The 17,442-nt window shown below is 35.1% G+C and carries 19 protein-coding genes; 9 read left to right on the top strand and 10 right to left on the bottom strand.

All coding sequences use genetic code 11. The features are described from left to right. Nucleotides 1-14: 14 nt before the first annotated feature. The 5 genes from BZ25_RS09300 to BZ25_RS09320 are packed head-to-tail and all read left to right on the top strand — an operon-like array spanning nt 15 to nt 3,902. Nucleotides 15-863 carry a DegV family protein gene (locus BZ25_RS09300; protein ID WP_012208861.1) on the top strand — a complete coding sequence of 283 codons (849 nt, stop codon included), beginning with the start codon at nt 15-17 and terminating at the stop codon, nt 861-863. A 5-nt stretch (nt 864-868) separates the two neighbouring features. Continuing rightward, nucleotides 869-1,288, top strand: a complete 420-nt coding sequence (gene fabZ, locus BZ25_RS09305) for a 3-hydroxyacyl-ACP dehydratase FabZ (protein ID WP_121515037.1) — start codon at nt 869-871, stop codon at nt 1,286-1,288. 16 nt (nt 1,289-1,304) lie between these two features. Further along, nucleotides 1,305-2,258, top strand: a complete 954-nt coding sequence (locus tag BZ25_RS09310) for a nitronate monooxygenase (RefSeq protein WP_121515036.1) — start codon at nt 1,305-1,307, stop codon at nt 2,256-2,258. Nucleotides 2,259-2,261: 3 nt separating this feature from the next. Next, nucleotides 2,262-3,137 carry an ACP S-malonyltransferase gene (fabD, locus tag BZ25_RS09315; protein WP_121515035.1) on the top strand — a complete coding sequence of 292 codons (876 nt, stop codon included), beginning with the start codon at nt 2,262-2,264 and terminating at the stop codon, nt 3,135-3,137. 9 nt (nt 3,138-3,146) lie between these two features. After that, the gene (locus BZ25_RS09320; protein WP_233552371.1) at nt 3,147-3,902 is read left to right on the top strand and encodes a beta-ketoacyl-ACP reductase; all 756 of its coding nucleotides are present in this window, start codon (nt 3,147-3,149) and stop codon (nt 3,900-3,902) included. Between the two features lie 55 nt (nt 3,903-3,957). Here BZ25_RS09320 and BZ25_RS09325 read toward each other — a convergent pair whose 3' ends face one another. Continuing rightward, nucleotides 3,958-6,132, bottom strand: coding sequence for a sodium-translocating pyrophosphatase (locus BZ25_RS09325; protein WP_121515033.1), 2,175 nt, complete (start codon nt 6,130-6,132; stop codon nt 3,958-3,960). Between the two features lie 274 nt (nt 6,133-6,406). Here BZ25_RS09325 and BZ25_RS09330 point away from each other — a divergent pair, with 274 nt between their 5' ends. Both BZ25_RS09330 and BZ25_RS09335 read left to right on the top strand, forming a co-directional pair. Beyond that, entirely contained in the window at nt 6,407-7,024 is a 618-nt protein-coding gene (locus tag BZ25_RS09330; protein WP_012208855.1) for a cyclodeaminase/cyclohydrolase family protein, read from the top strand. 26 nt (nt 7,025-7,050) lie between these two features. After that, nucleotides 7,051-7,236 (top strand): hypothetical protein, encoded by a 186-nt coding sequence (locus BZ25_RS09335; protein WP_012208854.1) that lies wholly within the window; start codon nt 7,051-7,053, stop codon nt 7,234-7,236. A gap of 63 nt (nt 7,237-7,299) precedes the next feature. On the opposite strand, the gene BZ25_RS09340 is transcribed toward BZ25_RS09335, so the two are convergent. Genes BZ25_RS09340 through BZ25_RS09355 form a run of 4 tightly spaced genes read right to left on the bottom strand, consistent with a single transcriptional unit; the run spans nt 7,300 to nt 10,971 of the window. Beyond that, on the bottom strand, nt 7,300-8,058 hold the full coding sequence (locus BZ25_RS09340) for an N-acetyltransferase (RefSeq protein WP_121515032.1): 759 nt from the start codon (nt 8,056-8,058) through the stop codon (nt 7,300-7,302). A gap of 32 nt (nt 8,059-8,090) precedes the next feature. Then, a complete protein-coding gene (gene nadD, locus BZ25_RS09345; RefSeq protein ID WP_012208852.1) occupies nt 8,091-8,645 on the bottom strand; it encodes a nicotinate (nicotinamide) nucleotide adenylyltransferase in 555 nt (184 codons plus the stop codon). A gap of 15 nt (nt 8,646-8,660) precedes the next feature. Continuing rightward, nucleotides 8,661-9,983, bottom strand: a complete 1,323-nt coding sequence (gene obgE, locus BZ25_RS09350) for a GTPase ObgE (protein ID WP_121567550.1) — start codon at nt 9,981-9,983, stop codon at nt 8,661-8,663. Nucleotides 9,984-9,999: 16 nt separating this feature from the next. Then, nucleotides 10,000-10,971 (bottom strand): cation diffusion facilitator family transporter, encoded by a 972-nt coding sequence (locus tag BZ25_RS09355; protein WP_121567544.1) that lies wholly within the window; start codon nt 10,969-10,971, stop codon nt 10,000-10,002. 221 nt (nt 10,972-11,192) lie between these two features. On the opposite strand from BZ25_RS09355, the gene BZ25_RS09360 reads away from it, so the two are divergent. Next, nucleotides 11,193-12,293 (top strand): nitronate monooxygenase family protein, encoded by a 1,101-nt coding sequence (locus tag BZ25_RS09360; protein WP_121567545.1) that lies wholly within the window; start codon nt 11,193-11,195, stop codon nt 12,291-12,293. Nucleotides 12,294-12,416: 123 nt separating this feature from the next. Next, the gene (locus BZ25_RS09365) at nt 12,417-13,583 is read left to right on the top strand and encodes an iron-containing alcohol dehydrogenase (protein ID WP_121567546.1); all 1,167 of its coding nucleotides are present in this window, start codon (nt 12,417-12,419) and stop codon (nt 13,581-13,583) included. 59 nt (nt 13,584-13,642) lie between these two features. Here the strand turns inward: BZ25_RS09365 and hisC are convergent, their stop codons facing one another. The 5 genes from hisC to hisH are packed head-to-tail and all read right to left on the bottom strand — an operon-like array spanning nt 13,643 to nt 17,437. After that, a complete protein-coding gene (gene hisC, locus BZ25_RS09370) occupies nt 13,643-14,740 on the bottom strand; it encodes a histidinol-phosphate transaminase (RefSeq protein ID WP_121515028.1) in 1,098 nt (365 codons plus the stop codon). After that, nucleotides 14,737-15,393 (bottom strand): bifunctional phosphoribosyl-AMP cyclohydrolase/phosphoribosyl-ATP diphosphatase HisIE, encoded by a 657-nt coding sequence (gene hisIE, locus BZ25_RS09375; RefSeq protein WP_121515027.1) that lies wholly within the window; start codon nt 15,391-15,393, stop codon nt 14,737-14,739. The genes hisC and hisIE overlap by 4 nt, the downstream gene beginning before the upstream one ends. Continuing rightward, nucleotides 15,380-16,138: an imidazole glycerol phosphate synthase subunit HisF gene (gene hisF / locus BZ25_RS09380; RefSeq protein ID WP_012208845.1), complete on the bottom strand. Its 759-nt coding sequence runs from the start codon at nt 16,136-16,138 to the stop codon at nt 15,380-15,382. Before hisF ends, hisIE begins: the two co-directional genes overlap by 14 nt. Further along, nucleotides 16,138-16,842 (bottom strand): 1-(5-phosphoribosyl)-5-((5-phosphoribosylamino)methylideneamino)imidazole-4-carboxamide isomerase, encoded by a 705-nt coding sequence (hisA, locus tag BZ25_RS09385; protein ID WP_121515026.1) that lies wholly within the window; start codon nt 16,840-16,842, stop codon nt 16,138-16,140. The genes hisF and hisA overlap by 1 nt, the downstream gene beginning before the upstream one ends. Before the next feature lie 4 nt (nt 16,843-16,846). Continuing rightward, nucleotides 16,847-17,437 carry an imidazole glycerol phosphate synthase subunit HisH gene (gene hisH / locus BZ25_RS09390; RefSeq protein ID WP_121515025.1) on the bottom strand — a complete coding sequence of 197 codons (591 nt, stop codon included), beginning with the start codon at nt 17,435-17,437 and terminating at the stop codon, nt 16,847-16,849. Between the last annotated feature and the right edge of the window lie 5 nt (nt 17,438-17,442).

Consider the following 17,442-nt stretch of genomic DNA (forward strand, 5'->3'; position numbering starts at 1 on the left):
AAGGGGGCACAATTATGCCTAAAATAGGAATAGTAACCGATAATACCTGCGACATTGATCCAAAACAATTAGAAGAAATGGGGATAGGCTGTGTTTCATTGTATGTAAAGATGAAAGACAAGTTTGAAAAGGCTGTGGATATTGATGTAGACGACTTCTATGAGTTTTTAAAAACGTCTGACTATATACCAGCCACTTCACAACCCACGCCTCAAGATTTTGAAGAGGTATACAAAAAAATGCTTAAAGATTACGATGAATTGATATCTGTCCATCTTTCAGGAAAACTTAGTGGCACCTATAATTCTGCTAGGATAGCCGCTAAGGAAGTAGATGAAAAAAGGATCCATATAGTGGAAAGTTATGAAGCTACATGGGGATTAGGTTATGTAGTACTAGAATTAAAAAAGCTTATAGATTCAGGAGATTATAGTATAGAAGAGTTGAAGAGTTTTGTGGAACATTTTCAAGAAAAAGTGAATGTATACTTTACCGTAGGAAGTTTAAATTATCTTGCAAAAGGTGGAAGAATAGGAAAAGCAACTGCTTTTGTGGGAAGCATGTTAAACATTAAACCATTGTTAAAACTGGAGAATGGTGAAATATTGCCCGTTAAAAGGATTAGAGGATACAATAAAATAATTAAAGAGCTTACTACATTGGCAATGGAAGAAAAAGGCAGAGGAGAGTTAAAGAATATAACCGTTGAACATACAGGGAGCTTAAAAATAGGTGGCGATTTGTTGGATGAAGTAGTTAAATTGGGAGTACCGAGGGAAAAGATAATCTTTGAACCGATGGATATAATAATAGGTATGCATTTAGGGCCTGATTCTGGTGGAATAGTAACTACATGGGAGTGAAAATTATGAATATAGAGGAAATAATGAAAATATTGCCCCACCGTTACCCTTTTTTGCTTGTTGATGGGGTTTTAGAATTAAATGAAGAAAAGATCAAGGCGTTTAAAAACGTTAGCATTAACGAACCTTTTTTTCAAGGTCATTTCCCAAATTATCCCATAATGCCAGGAGTACTCATTGTTGAAGGTATGGCTCAAACTGCAGGGTTATTGCTTCTAAAAGATACGGATGAGAATGTAATTCCTTTGTTTACGGGTATAGATAAGGCTCGATTTAAAAAGGAAGTAAGACCTGGAGACAAACTAATATACGATTTAGAGATTCTACAGAGGAAAGCAAACATGTTTAAATTAAAAGGAATAGCTACTGTTGAAGAACAGGTATGTGCACAAGCAGAGATAATGGTAGGTATCAAAAAGAGTTGAAGATGGAGGTGCTGATTTGGAACCAGTAAAAAATAGGGTTACTGATTTATTGAAAATTAAATATCCCATATTAGAAGGCGGAATGGCATGGGTGGGTACTGCAAAATTGGCTGCAGCTGTTTCAAATGCTGGTGGATTAGGAACTATAGGTTCTGGAAACATGGACGCAAAACTTTTAAAAAAACAGATCGATTCAATAAGAGTAATGACTGATAAACCTTTTGCGGTAAACGTAATTATGCTTAATCCTCATATAGACGAAGTCATAGATTTGATAATTCAAGAAAAAGTGCCCGTTGCTATTTTAGGAGCTGGAAATTCTAGCAAATATATTCCAATGCTTAGAGAAAATGGGATAACAACCTTAGCGGTAGTCTCGTCAGAAAATCTGGCTTTGAGATTAGAAAATGCTGGGGCAGAGGCTATAATAGGCGAAGGAATGGAATGTGGTGGACACATCGGCGATGTAACTACCATGGTCTTGATTCCAAAGCTTTCCAGTATGTTATCGGTTCCTGTAATAGCAGCCGGTGGGATTGCTAACGGACCTGGTGCGGTTGCAGCTTTATCCTTGGGGGCAGAAGGCATTCAGATGGGGACTCGTTTTATAGCTACATATGAATGTGAAGCCCATGAAAATTATAAACAGAAAATAATAGATGCGGGTATTAGAGACACCATAATCACTGGTCAGAAAATGGGTCATCCAGCTCGAATAATAAAGACAAAATTTGGTAAAAAAATAGCTAAGTTAGAAGCTTCATCACCCGAAGAAGCAGAAGAAGCTTTGGTAGGAAGCCTTATGAGGGCTTTCTTGTACGGTGATGAAGAAAGTGGGTCTTTTATGGCAGGACAATCCTCTGGTTTGATCGATGAGATAAAAAGTGTTAACGAAGTTATAGAAGATATAATGTCGTATATCTTGAAAAATTACGACTTAGAAAACAATGTCGATGAAAGGAGGAGATAAGTTTTGCGATGCTTTGTTTTTACAGGCCAAGGATCTCAATACTTAGGAATGGGAAAGGATATATTAGAAAAAAAGCCTGAGTATGAATTATACTTTGATAAAGTTAAAAATAAGATTGGAGTAGATATAAAAAGTATAATATTTGGAACTGATGAAAAAGAGCTTACCTTAACCCAAAATGCCCAAGTCGCTATACTCACAATTAGCTATATGAAATATTTGAATGCTTTAGAAGAAGGTCTCATACCTGACGTGGTAGCTGGTCATTCTTTAGGGGAATGGACAGCACTTTTAGCTGCAGACGTGATCAATTTTGAAGAGGCAGTTGAAGCGGTTTATTATAGGGGATTGTACATGAGTGAAGCCTTTGAACCAGGAAAAGGCGGTATGGCAGCCGTGATAGGGATGGATTTAAATGATATTGAAAAAGTTTTAGCCAATTATCCAAACGTCCAAATAGCTAATTACAATTCTCCTTCACAGATTGTTATAAGTGGGGAAATGGAAGAACTTTTGATCTCTATGGAAAAGCTCAAGGAAGGAGGAGCCAGAAAGGTCGTACCGTTGAATGTAAGCGGTCCGTTTCATTCGAAATTTCTAAAAGATGCAGAAGAAAGGTTAAGAAGAAAAATTGAACATTTAGAATTCAAAAAACCAAGGGTTCCCATTGTTCAGAATGTGACGGCGAAGTTTGAAACAGATCCTGTTATCATCAAAGAAAATGTAATTAAGCAAATAACTTCTCCCGTTAGATGGATAGAATGTGTCGAAGAATGTGTGAAAAATGATGTGGATGAATTTGTTGAAATTGGACCTACAAATGTGCTCACAAAATTTATTAAACAAATAAATAAAACCGTTAAACTACTTAATATATAAAAATTGGGGGTGTTCCCTTTGAAATTAAATCAAAAGATTGCGATCGTAACAGGTGGCTCTAGAGGAATAGGGAAAGAAATATCTCGGAATTTCATAAAAGAAGGGGCCACCGTAATAGCGATCGCTATAGATGAAAGACCTCAAATAGAAGAAAATGAAAAAAGTGATTTTCCAGAAGATAGGTTCATTTATTACCAAACAGACATAACCGATTTCAATGCGATTAGCGAAATTGTGACTGAGATATATAACAAATACCAAAAAATAGACATATTAGTAAACAATGCCGGAATGGCAAAAGATAACTTCTTGGTTATTATGAAAGAAGAAGATTTTGATAAGGTAATTCAGGTGAATTTAAAAGGAACTTTTGTTATGACAAAAGCGGTTGCAAAGATAATGAGAAAACAAAAGTTTGGGAATATAATAAGCATGGCGAGCGTGGTAGGAATTGAAGGTAACATCGGTCAAACTAATTATTCGGCAGCAAAAGCAGGTATAATAGGAATGACAAAATCTTGGGCGAAAGAACTTACAATGAAAGGAGAAAATATCAGAGTAAACGCTATTGCGCCAGGATTTGTTAGAACAGGGATGACCGAAAGTTTAAAGGAAGAATTAATAGAGTATGTTGTAGAGAATACGTGTTTAAAACGATTGGGAGAACCTCAGGATATAGCAAAATTAGCCGTATTTTTAGCCAGTGATGATTCTTCCTTCATAACGGGACAAGTTATAAGGATAGACGGTGGATTAAGAATTTAATTATACTGAATTAAAATCCCGAGGCAATTAAATGTACAACCTCGGGATTTTGTTTTCAAAAGAGATGATACACTTTAAAGATAGAAACGGTTATAAGGGAAGTTACCGCCATAATCTTGATTAATATATCTAGAGAAGGACCAACAGTATCTTTCAGTGGATCACCAACTGTATCACCCACAACTGCTGCTTTATGGGCATCGGTACCTTTCCCTTCTCCTTCAACGCCTCCAGCTTCTATTCTCTTTTTTGCGTTGTCCCAAGCACCTCCAGAATTAGCTGTAAATATTGCTAACATAACACCACTGAGAGTAGTTCCAATCAAAAGTCCTCCTACAAAGTTTGGTCCTAGTAAAAATCCAGAAATTATAGGGGTTAGAGTGGCGATAAGGGCAGGGAATTTTATTTGACTTAGCGAACCTTCACTACTAATCCTGATACATCTTTCGTAATCTGGATCTGTTGTGCCCTCCATCAATCCAGGGATTTCTCTAAACTGTCTTCTTACCTCATCCACCATCTTGTTAGCTGCATTTACCACGGCATTTATTAGAAAAGAACTAAAAAAGAAAGGTAATGCCGCGCCGAAAATAGCACCGGCTATTGTTCTAGAATCTATCATGTTCAAGATCAGAATATTTTCTAAATGCCCTACTCCTCCATCTCCAGGACCAGCTTGAGAATAAATAAAAGATGCGAAGAGAGCTAATGCCGCTAAAGCAGCCGAACCGATAGCAAAACCTTTTCCTATAGCAGCCGTTGTGTTCCCTACAGAGTCTAGTTTATCGGTTATCTCTCTAACTTCAGGCGGCAATTTTGCCATTTCGCTTATCCCACCAGCATTATCTGCTATTGGACCGTACGAATCAACTGAAACCGTTGTGGCAACGAAAGAAAGCATACCCAAAGCTGCCATTGCTACACCATACAATCCTGCTATTTCGAAGGACACAAGAATTCCCAACATCAAAAGGAAAACAGGCAAAAGAACGCTTTCCATTCCCAACGCTAATCCTTTTGTAATGACAATAGCTGAACCACCCTTAGCGAATTCACTCAATTCTTTTGTAGGATGGTATGCATCATTAGTGTAATATTCTGCTATAAGTCCCATAAAAATACCGTCTACTATGCCGATAACAGCCGCCAACCAAGGTGAGAAGTATCCCAATCTGAAACCAATATTTTGAAATTCGGTAATACTGATCCCCCTCAAGTAGAAAAAGCTAAGGAAAAAAGTTAAAATTACAGTTAAAAATGCTGATGTCATCAAAGATATATTCAAATCTCTATGGGGATCATTTGAAGGTTTTTTTAAGATTATATACAATATTCCAATCATCGAAGAAATTAATCCTAAAGATATAAAAAGTATAGGATAGTAAGTTAATCTCATTGTGGAATCATAAGAAAAGTTTTGAGGTCCCAAAAGGAAATGAGTATATAATATTAGAACTATAGATGAAATTACCGCACCTACATAACTTTCCAACAAATCTGCCCCAAGTCCTGCAACATCTCCAACATCATCTCCCACGTTATCGGCGATAGTTGCGGGATTTCGTGCATCATCTTCCGGTAAAGCCAATTCTGTTTTTCCAACCAAGTCTGCTCCCATGTCCGCAGCTTTTGTGTAAATTCCTCCACCAACCCTATCAAACATAGCGATTATTGAGCATCCAAGGGCATATCCTGAAACGGTCATGGTGAAAGGAATATAATTTATTCCCAACCAATTGACTTTGATTACCAAATTTTCCGCAGAAAGCTGTCCTAACCAATTTCCAAAGATAATATATACTAAAAATAAACCTAATAGAGCCAATCCAGAAACGCTTAGCCCCATAACACTTCCACCTTGAAATGCAACTTTCAGAGTTTTTCCAATACTTTTCTCTGTACGAGCTTTATTGCTAACTCTGACGTTAGCGTAAGTAGCTATTTTCATACCTATGTATCCAGCAAGGGCACTCATAAAAGCCCCCATTACAAAAGCGGCTCCAACATACCACTCTACCACGATACCTAAAGCTAAAGCGATAAATATTCCATAAATCGTCAATACTTTAAGCTCGTGGTTAACAAAGGCGGAAGCACCAATTCTAATAGCCTTTGCAATGTGTTGCATCTTCTCTGTACCTTCGTCTAAAACAACGACCTGTCTAAAGTTAACACTTGCAAATATTAAAGCTATTACTGGAACTATTGCCAAAATCCATAGACTACCCACTGTTTCACCTCCAAAGTGTTGTGAAATTTGAAGTATAACATTATACCCCATTTTATTATACCATCCTCTACTCAAAAAAATAAGTTTTAAAAATGGCAGTTAAATGTGATTAGGAACAATTAAACGACTTTAGAAACAATTAGAAGGATATTTCTTCCAAAGGGTATTTATTGTTTTTCAATTCACTTTTGATAGAATATATAGTAGTAATAGAATTTTTCAGGAAAACTAATATGCCTATTGCGTTAAATATCACAAAAAAGGAGGAGTTAATTTGTTGTCGGAAATGAGTTTAAAAGATTTTTTAGAAAAGCTTTCGTCAAACGAACCAGCTCCCGGTGGCGGAAGTGCTGCGGCATTGGCGGGCTCTATAGGAGCCAGTTTGGGATGCATGGTGGCAAATTTAACTATCGGCAAAAAAAAGTACGAAGATGTGGAAGAAGAAATGAAAGATTTGAAAGTAAAGTTTGAAGAGTACAGAGACAAATTCCTTCAACTCATGGAGGAAGATGCGCAAGCTTTCAACGAGGTGATAGAGGCCTTAAAACTTCCAAAAAGTACCGAAGAAGAGAAAAGAGCAAGAAATGAAAAAATCCAAGAAAAAACAAAAAAGGCAACACTTTTACCCCTGCAGATAGCCAAAGACGCGTTGGAAGTCATGGAACTTTCGGGGATTACAATAGAAAAAGGGTACAAAATGGCTAAAAGTGACGCAGCAATTTCTCTTGTAATGGCAAAAGCAGCGGTTGATGGTGGATTATACAACGTAAAAATAAACCTTCCATCTATTAAAGACGAAGATTTTCTAAGAGACATCAACAGTCAAATTGAAAAAATTGAAGGAGAAGCGAACACTCTTGAATTAAGGCTGCTTTCCAAAGTTTATATATAATAATTTCATTAAGGGGGTGGAACATAATGGCCGAAGAAGAATATTTAAGAGAAGAATTAATAAAAAAGAAGAAAACTTTAGAGGCACAGAAGAAATCTATAGAAAAGTACATGGGCCCTCATGAGCATGATGAATCTCTTGAAAAAGAATGGGAAAGGATTAACCAAGAGTTAGAGCAAATAGAAAAACAGCTTAAAGAAATAGAAAATTAATAAAACATTGGCCGGGTTTTTCTTCCCGGCCCTTATGTTTATAAAACTCATTTGATTGGGATTTTAAGGGTGAAAATAAGTTTGATTTTCTAATAATTCTTCGATTGGGACGTTTCGAATTTCCCTCGCGGGAACGCCAACGTATATTTTTTTTGGTTCTAAATTTTTAGTGACTACGCTCCCTGCACCAACCAAAGCATCCTCTCCAATTATTATTCCTGGTAATATTGTTGCATTAGCTCCTATTCTAGCCCCTTTTTTGATAGTAGGACCTTTGAAAAGTGCTTTTCTTTTCTCCGTTCTCCCCAAAAATTGATCGTTGGTAAAGGTAACTTCCGGAGCTATGAAGCAATAATCTTCTATTGTAGAAATGGCTGTAATGTAAGCCTCTGTTTCTATTTTTACGTAACTACCTATTTTGCTTTTATTTTCTATTGTTGCGCCTTTTCCGATGATAGTATGTTCTCCGATTTCCACGTCTTCTCGAATGGTCGCCAAATCTCCAATAAAAACATCATTTGATATTTTAGTACCTCTATATAAGATGCAACATGCTCCCACGATTACATTATTGTTCAAAATTAAGGGAGAAAGATCTTTTGTTTCAGTTGTGGCAGAATTTTTAGCTTTAAGAGGCGATTTCCCTATTATACAATTATCCGATATTGTACAGTTTTCTCCAATAATACTACCTTCTTTAATTATTACATTGTTTCCAATGATAGTACCTTTTTGAATAACAACATCTTCTTCAATTATTACATTGTAGCCTATTTTAACGCTAGTATCAATTTTAGCACTTTTGGCTATATAAGACGACATTTTTATCCCCCTTAGTCTTATAAAAATTGATTTTAACTGTACTCTTTTAAAACTTCCTCAAATATCTTATCGTCTATCAAACCTTTAACAGTTTTTCCCTTTTTGATCCTTTGTCTGATATAAGTGGAAGATATTTCAACGATAGGACTTTCCAATTTTACATAATCAAAGTCTACACTGTATGAATTTTTTTCTTCGAAATATCTGGGATAAACTACTAATTTTACTTTCTTTAATATTTCTTCCCATTTATACCATTTGTGAAAGTTTTTAAGGGAGTCTTCACCTATCAAAAGATTAATGTTTTTATCAAAATTTGATAAATATTCTATGGTCCTTATTGTGTATGATGGTGAGGGTAGTTTATTTTCTATATCGCTTACTTCGAAATAATGTTCAAAAAAAACCCTCTCACACCAAGAATACCTCTTGTCGAAATTTGCTATGAAATCTATGCTTTTGTGTGGGGGATTTTTAGACGGTACTATTAAAAACCTATCAGGGTTAAATTCATCATAAGCTATTTCAGCAATTATTCTATGACCTATATGAGGAGGATTAAAACTACCTCCAAAAAGCATTAGCATGAGAAACACCTTTTCTTATGGTATGTATTCAAAAGAAAAATTTCCAATGTATACCGTGTCTCCTTCTTTAACTCCTGCATTTCTTAGAATTTTATTCAATCCGTTTTTTTCTAATGTATTTAAAATTAACAGACGAGAATCTTTTTGATGGATATCGTATCTACTTAGCAACTTTTCAATGCCGTCTCCCACAACTTCAAATGTTTCATTATCCAACTTTACAACGTTGATTTTTATAAAAGGATCGGGTTCATAGTTGACAGGTTGTATTTTTATTTTTTCTGTGACATTGGATTTTAACCTTTTTTGGAAGAACTTTTGCTGTTCAATTTTTTCTTTGCTTATACTATTCCATACAATAGTTATGAGCTCTTGAATGTTTTCACCAGTATAAGAAGATATAGGATAAATATCTTTACCCGTTCTATTTTTGAAATCCGTCAATCTCTTTTCGAGGGTGTCTTTGTCTACCGCATCTATCTTATTTGCAACAATAATCTCTTTCTTTTTCAAAAGAATATGAGAAAAAGACTCTAATTCTTTTCTAATATTTATATAATCCTCTACTGGGTCATCTCTTTCAAAGCAAGATATATCTATAAGATGTACCAAAATAGAACATCTTTCAATATGCCTTAGAAATTGATCTCCTAGACCTTTTCCCAAATGTGCTCCCTCTATAAGGCCGGGGATATCAGCTACTACGAAAGAATAATCTGTGTCGACTTTTACCACACCTAAATTTGGAACTATAGTTGTAAAAGGGTAATCAGCGATTTCCACTTTGGCGTTTGAAATCCTTGAAATTAATGTTGATTTACCAACGTTAGGATAACCAATCAAGCCAACATCTGCGACAATTTTTAAAATGAGCTTTAGATTTTTGACTTCACCTTCCACACCTTTTTCAGCGATCCTTGGAACTTGTAGAGTTGAAGTTGCAAATCTGGCATTTCCCTTGCCACCCTTACCACCACGAGCAACAACCAAATATTGCTGTGGAGCTTTTAAATCTGAAAGCAGTTCGTTGGTTTCAAGATCATAGATACAAGTGCCAACAGGTACCTCAATCAAAACATCTTCTCCGGCTTTTCCAGCTTTATTTTTATTTTTACCGTTTTCCCCGTTTTCTGCTCTAAAAATCTTCTTGTATTTAAAATCTACCAATGTATTTTTATTGAGGGTTGATTTGATGATGATCGAACCACCATCTCCTCCGTCTCCACCATCTGGTCCGCCTTTTTCTACAAATTTTTCTCTTCTAAAGCTTACAGCTCCATCGCCTCCTTTTCCAGCAATCACTTTGATGTTCACCTCATCTACAAAATCACCGATCAAAACGTTACACCTCCACTTATTTATCAAAAATTCTTTTAATAGAATTTTTATCGAATCCAAATTCTTCTTCCTCGTTGTTCCCTAAAGGTTCTACGTGGATCATCACATCTTTTATGTAAGGATTTATTTTCTTTAATTCCTTTTCAACTTGCGACGCTATTTCATTAGCTTCTTTTACGCTCATTTCTTCTTCGACTTCGATATGAAGTTCGACAAAATAAACATATCCTGCTTTTCTCACCCTGATTTTATGAGGATTATTGGCTTTGCTAACTTTTTCAACGGCTTCTAAAGTATTGTAATAAATTTCTCCTAATTCTTTTGAACTACCCATAAACTCATCTGAGGTTTCTAGAAACATCTTTATTCCAACTCTGAATATGAACGCGGATACAATAATCGCCACCAGCGAATCCACCCACATTATGTTTAACGTAAGGTAAAATATAATGCCAATTAATACAGACAAAGAAGTTAAAATGTCATTTCTCATATTTAAAGCATCCGCCACTATAGAAGAGTTTCTTATTTTATTTCCGACGGAGAATTTATATTTGTATAAAAAATATTTGGTAAATATCGAAATCAAAGAAATCCATAGCACTAAATAAGGCCTATAAATTGAAAAACTATGGGTTATTATACTTTGAATAGCACCTATAAGAACCTGAAAACCGGCGTAAATAATCACTAAAGATAAAACCTTAGTAACTATCGTTTCAGCTCGTTCATGGCCAAAAGGATGGCTCTCATCTGCGGGTTTACTTGAAATTTTCGATGCAATTAAAGTTAGTATGGAAGTTATTATATCCGTTGTAGTATCTATTCCATCAGCTAAAATCGCCATGCTCCCCGTAATGAAAGAGATAACTAATTTAAAAAAAGCAAGAGCACCGTTTATTATTATTCCCATCCAGGAGGCATTTGCGGCTAATTTTTCTCTTGTTGAATTAATCTGAAAATTTTCTTCATTTAGTGTTTTCTTCAAATAGTATTCTCCTTTGTTGACTTCAGTGAATGTCAGCTAAAATTGAAATTCAATACACCTATGTGCATTGCTTATTATACCACAAGTAATATTCTTTGAATGCAATTTTTTTTCACATAAAGTTCTTTTATGATATAATTTAAATGAGTAATTAAATGGGTGAGCAGTGGGGCGAAAAGTGCCAAAGCAACTAAAAGCTGTATAGAAGACAAAAAAGGAGAGTGAATCTAATAAATATTTTAAACATCAATGGTTTAGTTCCAAAGTTGCCAATAATCCAAGGGGGCATGTCCGTTGGTATTTCCCTTGATAATTTAGCATCTGCGGTAGCAAACGCCGGAGGGATTGGAGTAATAGGTACTGCAGGAATCGGCTTAATAGAAAATCCTGAAACGAGAAAAGTGAAAGAAGCTAATATAGAAGGCCTCAAAAAGGTTATTAGAAAGGCAAGAGAAAAGACAAAGGGAATAATTGGCGTTAATATAATGACCGTTTTGACTGATTATAAAGAGCTTGTGAAAACAGCGATAAAAGAAGAAATAGATTTAATAATATCTGGAGCAGGATTGCCGTTAAATCTGCCTGAATTTCTAAGTAAAGACTCTAAAACAAAGTTAGTTCCTATAGTGTCTTCTTTAAAAGCTGCCCAAATAATATTCAAAAAATGGTGGATGAAATATAAGTACATTCCTGATGCATTTATAGTGGAAGGCCCAAAAGCTGGAGGACATTTGGGATTTAAAAAAGGGGATCTAGAGAATCCCGATTTTCAACTCGAAGTTACCGTTCCTCAGATAGTAGGTTTCTGTGAGGAAATTAAAAAAGAATACAATAAAGAAGTACCCGTAATTGCCGCAGGTGGTATAGACACACCCGAAAAAGTAAAAGGGATTTTTTCGTTGGGGGCGAAGGGGATACAAGTAGGAACTCCTTTTATAGCCACCAAAGAGTGTGATGCCGATATAAAATTTAAAGAGGCTTTGATAAAAGCCAAAGAAGAAGATATAGTAATAATTGAAAGTCCCGTAGGTCTTCCGGGAAGAGCTATCAAAAACAAGTTTATAGAAGATGTTTCAAAGGGGATTAAAAAGCCTTTCAAATGCCCTTATCACTGTATCAAAACGTGTAATTTTGTTGATGCTCCTTATTGTATAGCCCAAGCTCTGCTTAACGCAGCAAAGGGGAATTTAGATGATGGATTTGTTTTTAGTGGTAAATACGGTTACAAAATCGATAAAATTACAACTGTACAAGAGGTAATAAACTATCTTTTTGAACTCAATCTAGATAAAGCGAAAGAACCGTCTCCTCAACGCTCATAGATACAGAAATTTGTAATTAATTAGGTCGCAAACAAAAGTTGAGAAGATTCATTCTATGCAAAGAGGTTCTAAGGATAAATTTAAAAAATTAAAGACAAAAAATAAAAAAGAGGAGGTCGCGTTATGTTAAATTTTGACTTTGTAAGTCCTACACGCATAATCTTCGGGAAAAATACCGAGGAAAAGGTGGGAGAAGAGGTAAAAAAGTACTCCGGTAAAATTTTATTACACTATGGTCAAGGAAGTATTAAAAAAACTGGCCTGTATGATAAAGTGGCAAAATCTTTGAAAAATGCGGGGGTTGAATTTGTTGATTTGAGTGGTGTTCAACCCAATCCAAGATTAAGTTTGGTGAGAAAGGGTATTGAAATATGTAAAAAAGAAAATATTAATTTTGTACTTGCTGTGGGTGGAGGAAGTGTAATAGATTCTGCAAAGGCCATAGCAGCTGGAATGAAGTATGAGGGAGACGTTTGGGAATTGTACGAAGGGAAAGGAACTTTGAAAGAAGCGCTTCCAGTTGGTGTTATTTTAACCATACCTGCTGCTGGTAGTGAAGCTAGTATGGGATCGGTTATTACAAATGAAGATGGATGGTATAAAAGAGCAATAAATTACGATATTTTAAGACCGGTTTTTGCAATAATGAATCCTGAATTAACTTATACTCTGCCACCTTTTCAAACAGCCGTTGGAGCGGTGGATATGTTGACCCACGTTATGGAAAGATACTTCACCAACACGCAGCATGTGGAATTAACGGATAGATTGAGTGAAGCTACAATGAGAACTATAATTCACAATGCACCTTTAGCCCTCAAAGATCCCTACAATTACGACGTCAGAGCTGAAATTATGTGGGCTGGTACCGTTGCACATAACGGTTTATTAGGAACCGGAAGGGAAGAAGACTGGGCAACTCATGATATAGAACATGAGGTGAGTGGCATTTACGACGTCGCCCACGGAGCAGGTTTGGCTGTCTTATTTCCTGCTTGGATGAAATATGTTTATAGGCACGATTTAAACAGATTTGCTAGGTATGCTGTAAATGTTTGGAACGTTGAAGCGGATTTCTTTAACTTAGAAAAAACAGCTTTAGAGGGTATCAATAGACTTGAAAAATATTACAAAGAAGATTTAAAATTACCAATAACTTTGAAGGAATTGAAAGTCCCCGATGACAGATTCGAGGAAATGGCACAAAAGGCAACGGAAAGAGGACCTGTCGGTAACTTTGTAAAACTTTACAAGGAAGATGTTCTAAATATCTTAAAATTGGCAAGATAAAAAAGGGCTTTATGCCCTTTTCCCATTTTTAAGGATATGCTTTTTGTTGTTATTGCTTTTTAACGTTTATAAGACTTAATCTGTTTATCAAAATTGTTGACTAATTCTTTAAAAAGCGATAGAAACTTTTGATTTTCTTCTTTGGTTCCAACGGTTACTCGAATTTTATTTTCTAAAGTCCCAGAGTATTTTCTCAAAAGTATTTTGTTTTCTAAAAAGTAGTTGTAAACATCTTGAGCTGTTAAGCCTTCAATTTTATCAAAATCCAGAAGTACAAAATTAGCATCACTTTTTAAGGCGACTCGTCCAAACTCTTTTGAAAGTTTATTTCTTTCTTCGATAATGTAATCAATTTTTTCTAAAACAGGATCGTAATTTTCTATTATGGTTTCCACCATCTTTTCAGTTAATACGTTGAAACTATAGGGGGATTTTATTTTCATTATTTGTTTAACTATTTCTTCATTGGCTATTAAGATACCTGCTCTGATACCTGCCAATCCAAACGCTTTGGAAAATGTTTTTAATATTATAAGATTTGGGTAGTCTTTTAAATATTGTATCATGCTTGTTTTTGAGAAATCCGCATATGCTTCGTCAACAATTACAGGGACCCCTGTTTTTAAAGCTTTTAAGATCTCTTTTTGGGGTTGTAAATTTCCAGTAGGATTGTTTGGAGAACAGATGAATATCATACTTGTTTGATCATTTACGGATTTATCTATGTCTTTTATTTCGTAATTGGTGTTCAAAGGGATTTTTTTTACTGAAAAGCCGTTGAGTAGAGAATAAAATTCGTACATTTCAAATGTAGGTGGGCAAACTATTACATCCTTTCCAGAAAAGATTTTAACCAGGTAAGATATCGTCTCATCGCTGCCATTTCCCACCACTATGTTGTTCATGTCAAGATCTATATTATATTTTGAAAAATATGAGTTTAAGAAAGTCGCTATTTTTTGTCTGATGTTGTCAGCGGTTAATTCGGGATACCGATTTATGTTTGTTTCTGTTATCTTTTGGAAAAAGATCTTTTTAAGATCTAAAGAAAGATCGAATGGATTTTCATTTTTGCTGAGATCTATGAACCCTTCATTGATATTAATATTAGAAGGTTTATATTCCTCAAAACTTTCTAAAATTGGGTTGAATTTCAACTTTGCTTACCCCCCTCTGGTGAGTGCCTCTTTTTTAATTCTTGAACAACTTCTCCTATATCTATCCCTTCGTAGGTTAATAACACCAACAAGTGATAAATCATATCGGCGGTTTCATATATGGTTCTTTCTCTATTTGGAGCAACCAAAACTTCGACCGCTTCTTCTCCAAACTTTTTATAGATTTTTTCCTTTCCTTCATTAAACAGATAAGTTGTGTAAGATCCTTCTTTTGGGTTCTTTTTTCTCTCTTTTATAATTTCCTTTAATTGGTTCAGAAAATCTAGTGAGTAATCTATATTAGATTCAGGTAGTTTGTCAATTTGTTCGATTTTTCTAAAACAACTTTTCGTTCCTAAGTGGCAAGCTGGTCCTGTTTGATCAACTTTTAAGAGCAATGTGTCGTTATCACAATCTACAAACGCTTCTTTCAATTTTTGATAGTTCCCGCTAGTTTCTCCTTTCATTCTGATTCTTTCTTTGCTTCTCGAGTAATAATGGACATATCCTGTTTGTAGAGTTTTACTAAGAGCCTCTTTGTCTGTATAACCTAAAGTTAATACGTCACCATCGAGACCTTGAACTATTACAGGTAAGAGGCCATTGTTTTTTTCCCAATCTAATTTGTCTATTATTTGTTTATAATCTAACATTTATTCCCACCTTCTTCAATTGGATTTTGAGGTCTTTTGCAGTGTAGATACCATAATGGAATATGGATGCAGCAAGAGCAGCATCTGCACCTATTTGAAAAACATCGATGAAATCTTTAACTTCTCCCGCTCCACCTGAGGCGATAACTGGGATTTCTACAGCATCAACTATTTGTTTGGTTAAATTCAAGTCATACCCTTTTTTTACTCCATCGGTGTTCATAGAAGTAACCAGTAGTTCCCCTGCTCCCAACTCTTGACACTTTCTAGCCCACTCAACAGCGTCTAAATCCGTTTTTTTACTTCCTCCGTGTGTGTATACATAGTACTTTTCACTTTCGACGTCTTTTTTTGCATCTATTGCAACTACTACGTTGGAGCTCCCTATTATTTTTGAACTTTCTTTAATTAAATTTGGATTTTCAACGGCAGCTGAATTTATGAACACTTTATCTGCTCCACATTTTATTATTTCTACCATTTGTTCGACTGTTTTTAATCCACCACCCACGGTGAAAGGTATGAAAAGTTCTTTGGCAATCTCCTCAACAAGATTTTTGAGTATATTACGTTTTTCTTTAGAGGCCGTTATATCTAAGAATACGATCTCATCAACCCCATCTTTTTCATATTTTTTAGCAAGTTCCACAGGATCTCCCGCGTCCCGTATGTTCTCAAATTGTACTCCCTTTACGACTCTTCCTTCTTTTATATCCAAGGCGGCTACGATTCTTTTTGTCAACACTATTGTTCACCCCTTAACTCCTGCAGATTGATTTTACCTTCGTAAAGAGCTTTTCCTATTATAGCCCCATTGAAACCTATATTTTCCAATTTTTTTAAATCTTCTTTTTTACTTACACCCCCGGCGTATATTATTTCTTCATCTTGCCAGAATCTTTTTATGTTTAAAGAAACACCTTCTAAAGTTCCATCTTTATTTGTGTCTGTATATATGAATCTGTTGGTGTATTTTTTAAAAATAGAAAAAGCATCTTCTGAGGTAATTTGTGAGTTTTCCAACCAACCTTTTGTTTTTAAAGTTCCGTTCTCAACATCCATGCTTATGGTTACATTGTTGAAAGCACTGGTAACTTTTTCTAAGAATTCTAAGTTAAAGGCTGCCGTGCCTATGATCACATAGCTAACACCTATTTCGTAGGCATCTTTTATGCTCTCAAAAGTTCTTAATCCTCCACCCAGTTCAACTTTTAACCCTGTTTTTTGGATTATTTGTTTTACGACATCTAAGTTTTTTACACATCCTTCAAAAGCACCGTCTAAGTCAACGATATGAATTAGGTCGACATATTTTGAAAATTCTTTGGCTATTTCTATGGGATCTCCGTATTCTTTTATTTCATTTTTACTACCTTTATAGAGTCTTACCGCTTTTTTATTCATTAAGTCTATTGCGGGTATTATTTTTATGTTGTTGATAGATTTCACCTCGTTATAAATTTTTGAAATTTTCTAATAATTTAATTCCTTTTTCGCCTGATTTTTCAGGATGGAACTGTACTCCGAATACGTTTTCTTTTTGCACGCTTGATGTGAATTTACAGGTTTTTCCTCTGCTTTCATATTCTGTGTATGAAATTGTGTATTGATCTTCAGTTGTTATGTAATAAGAGTGTACAAAATAGAAGAAGCTTCTATTTTCTATACCTCGAAAAATCAGAGAATCTTTTGTAAATTCAACACTGTTCCAACCTATGTGAGGTACTTTCATGTTTTTAAATTTAACCACTTTTCCAGGTAAATAAGAAAGTCCTGTGCCTTCACCTTCTTCGCTACTTTCAAATAACAATTGCATCCCTAAACATATACCTAAGAAAGGCTTGTTTTTGTCGATATGTTCCAATATATAATCTTTTAGAGGAATTATATTATTTGAAACTATTCCAAAAGAGCCTACCCCTGGAAGTATGATTTTATCTGCTTTTTTTATGTCATTTATTTCATTGCTAATAATGCCTCCGACAGCTTTTTGGACATTTGAAAAGTTACCAACTCCACCATTTAATATGACTATTTTCTGCATATCTA

Source organism: Petrotoga sp. Shatin.DS.tank11.9.2.9.3, from assembly GCF_003665005.1.
Classification (GTDB): domain Bacteria; phylum Thermotogota; class Thermotogae; order Petrotogales; family Petrotogaceae; genus Petrotoga; species Petrotoga mobilis.

Excerpts from the sequence above, each read along its gene's own strand:
- BZ25_RS09365 (WP_121567546.1), top strand. The coding sequence starts at position 12,417 with ATGTTAAATTTTGACTTTGTAAGTCCTACACGCATAATCTTCGGGAAA.
- BZ25_RS09335 (WP_012208854.1), top strand. The coding sequence starts at position 7,051 with ATGGCCGAAGAAGAATATTTAAGAGAAGAATTAATAAAAAAGAAGAAA.
- nadD (WP_012208852.1), bottom strand. The coding sequence starts at position 8,645 with ATGCTAATGCTTTTTGGAGGTAGTTTTAATCCTCCTCATATAGGTCAT.
- hisIE (WP_121515027.1), bottom strand. The coding sequence starts at position 15,393 with ATGTTAGATTATAAACAAATAATAGACAAATTAGATTGGGAAAAAAAC.
- fabZ (WP_121515037.1), top strand. The coding sequence starts at position 869 with ATGAATATAGAGGAAATAATGAAAATATTGCCCCACCGTTACCCTTTT.
- BZ25_RS09340 (WP_121515032.1), bottom strand. The coding sequence starts at position 8,058 with ATGTCGTCTTATATAGCCAAAAGTGCTAAAATTGATACTAGCGTTAAA.
- hisH (WP_121515025.1), bottom strand. The coding sequence starts at position 17,437 with ATGCAGAAAATAGTCATATTAAATGGTGGAGTTGGTAACTTTTCAAAT.
- BZ25_RS09300 (WP_012208861.1), top strand. The coding sequence starts at position 15 with ATGCCTAAAATAGGAATAGTAACCGATAATACCTGCGACATTGATCCA.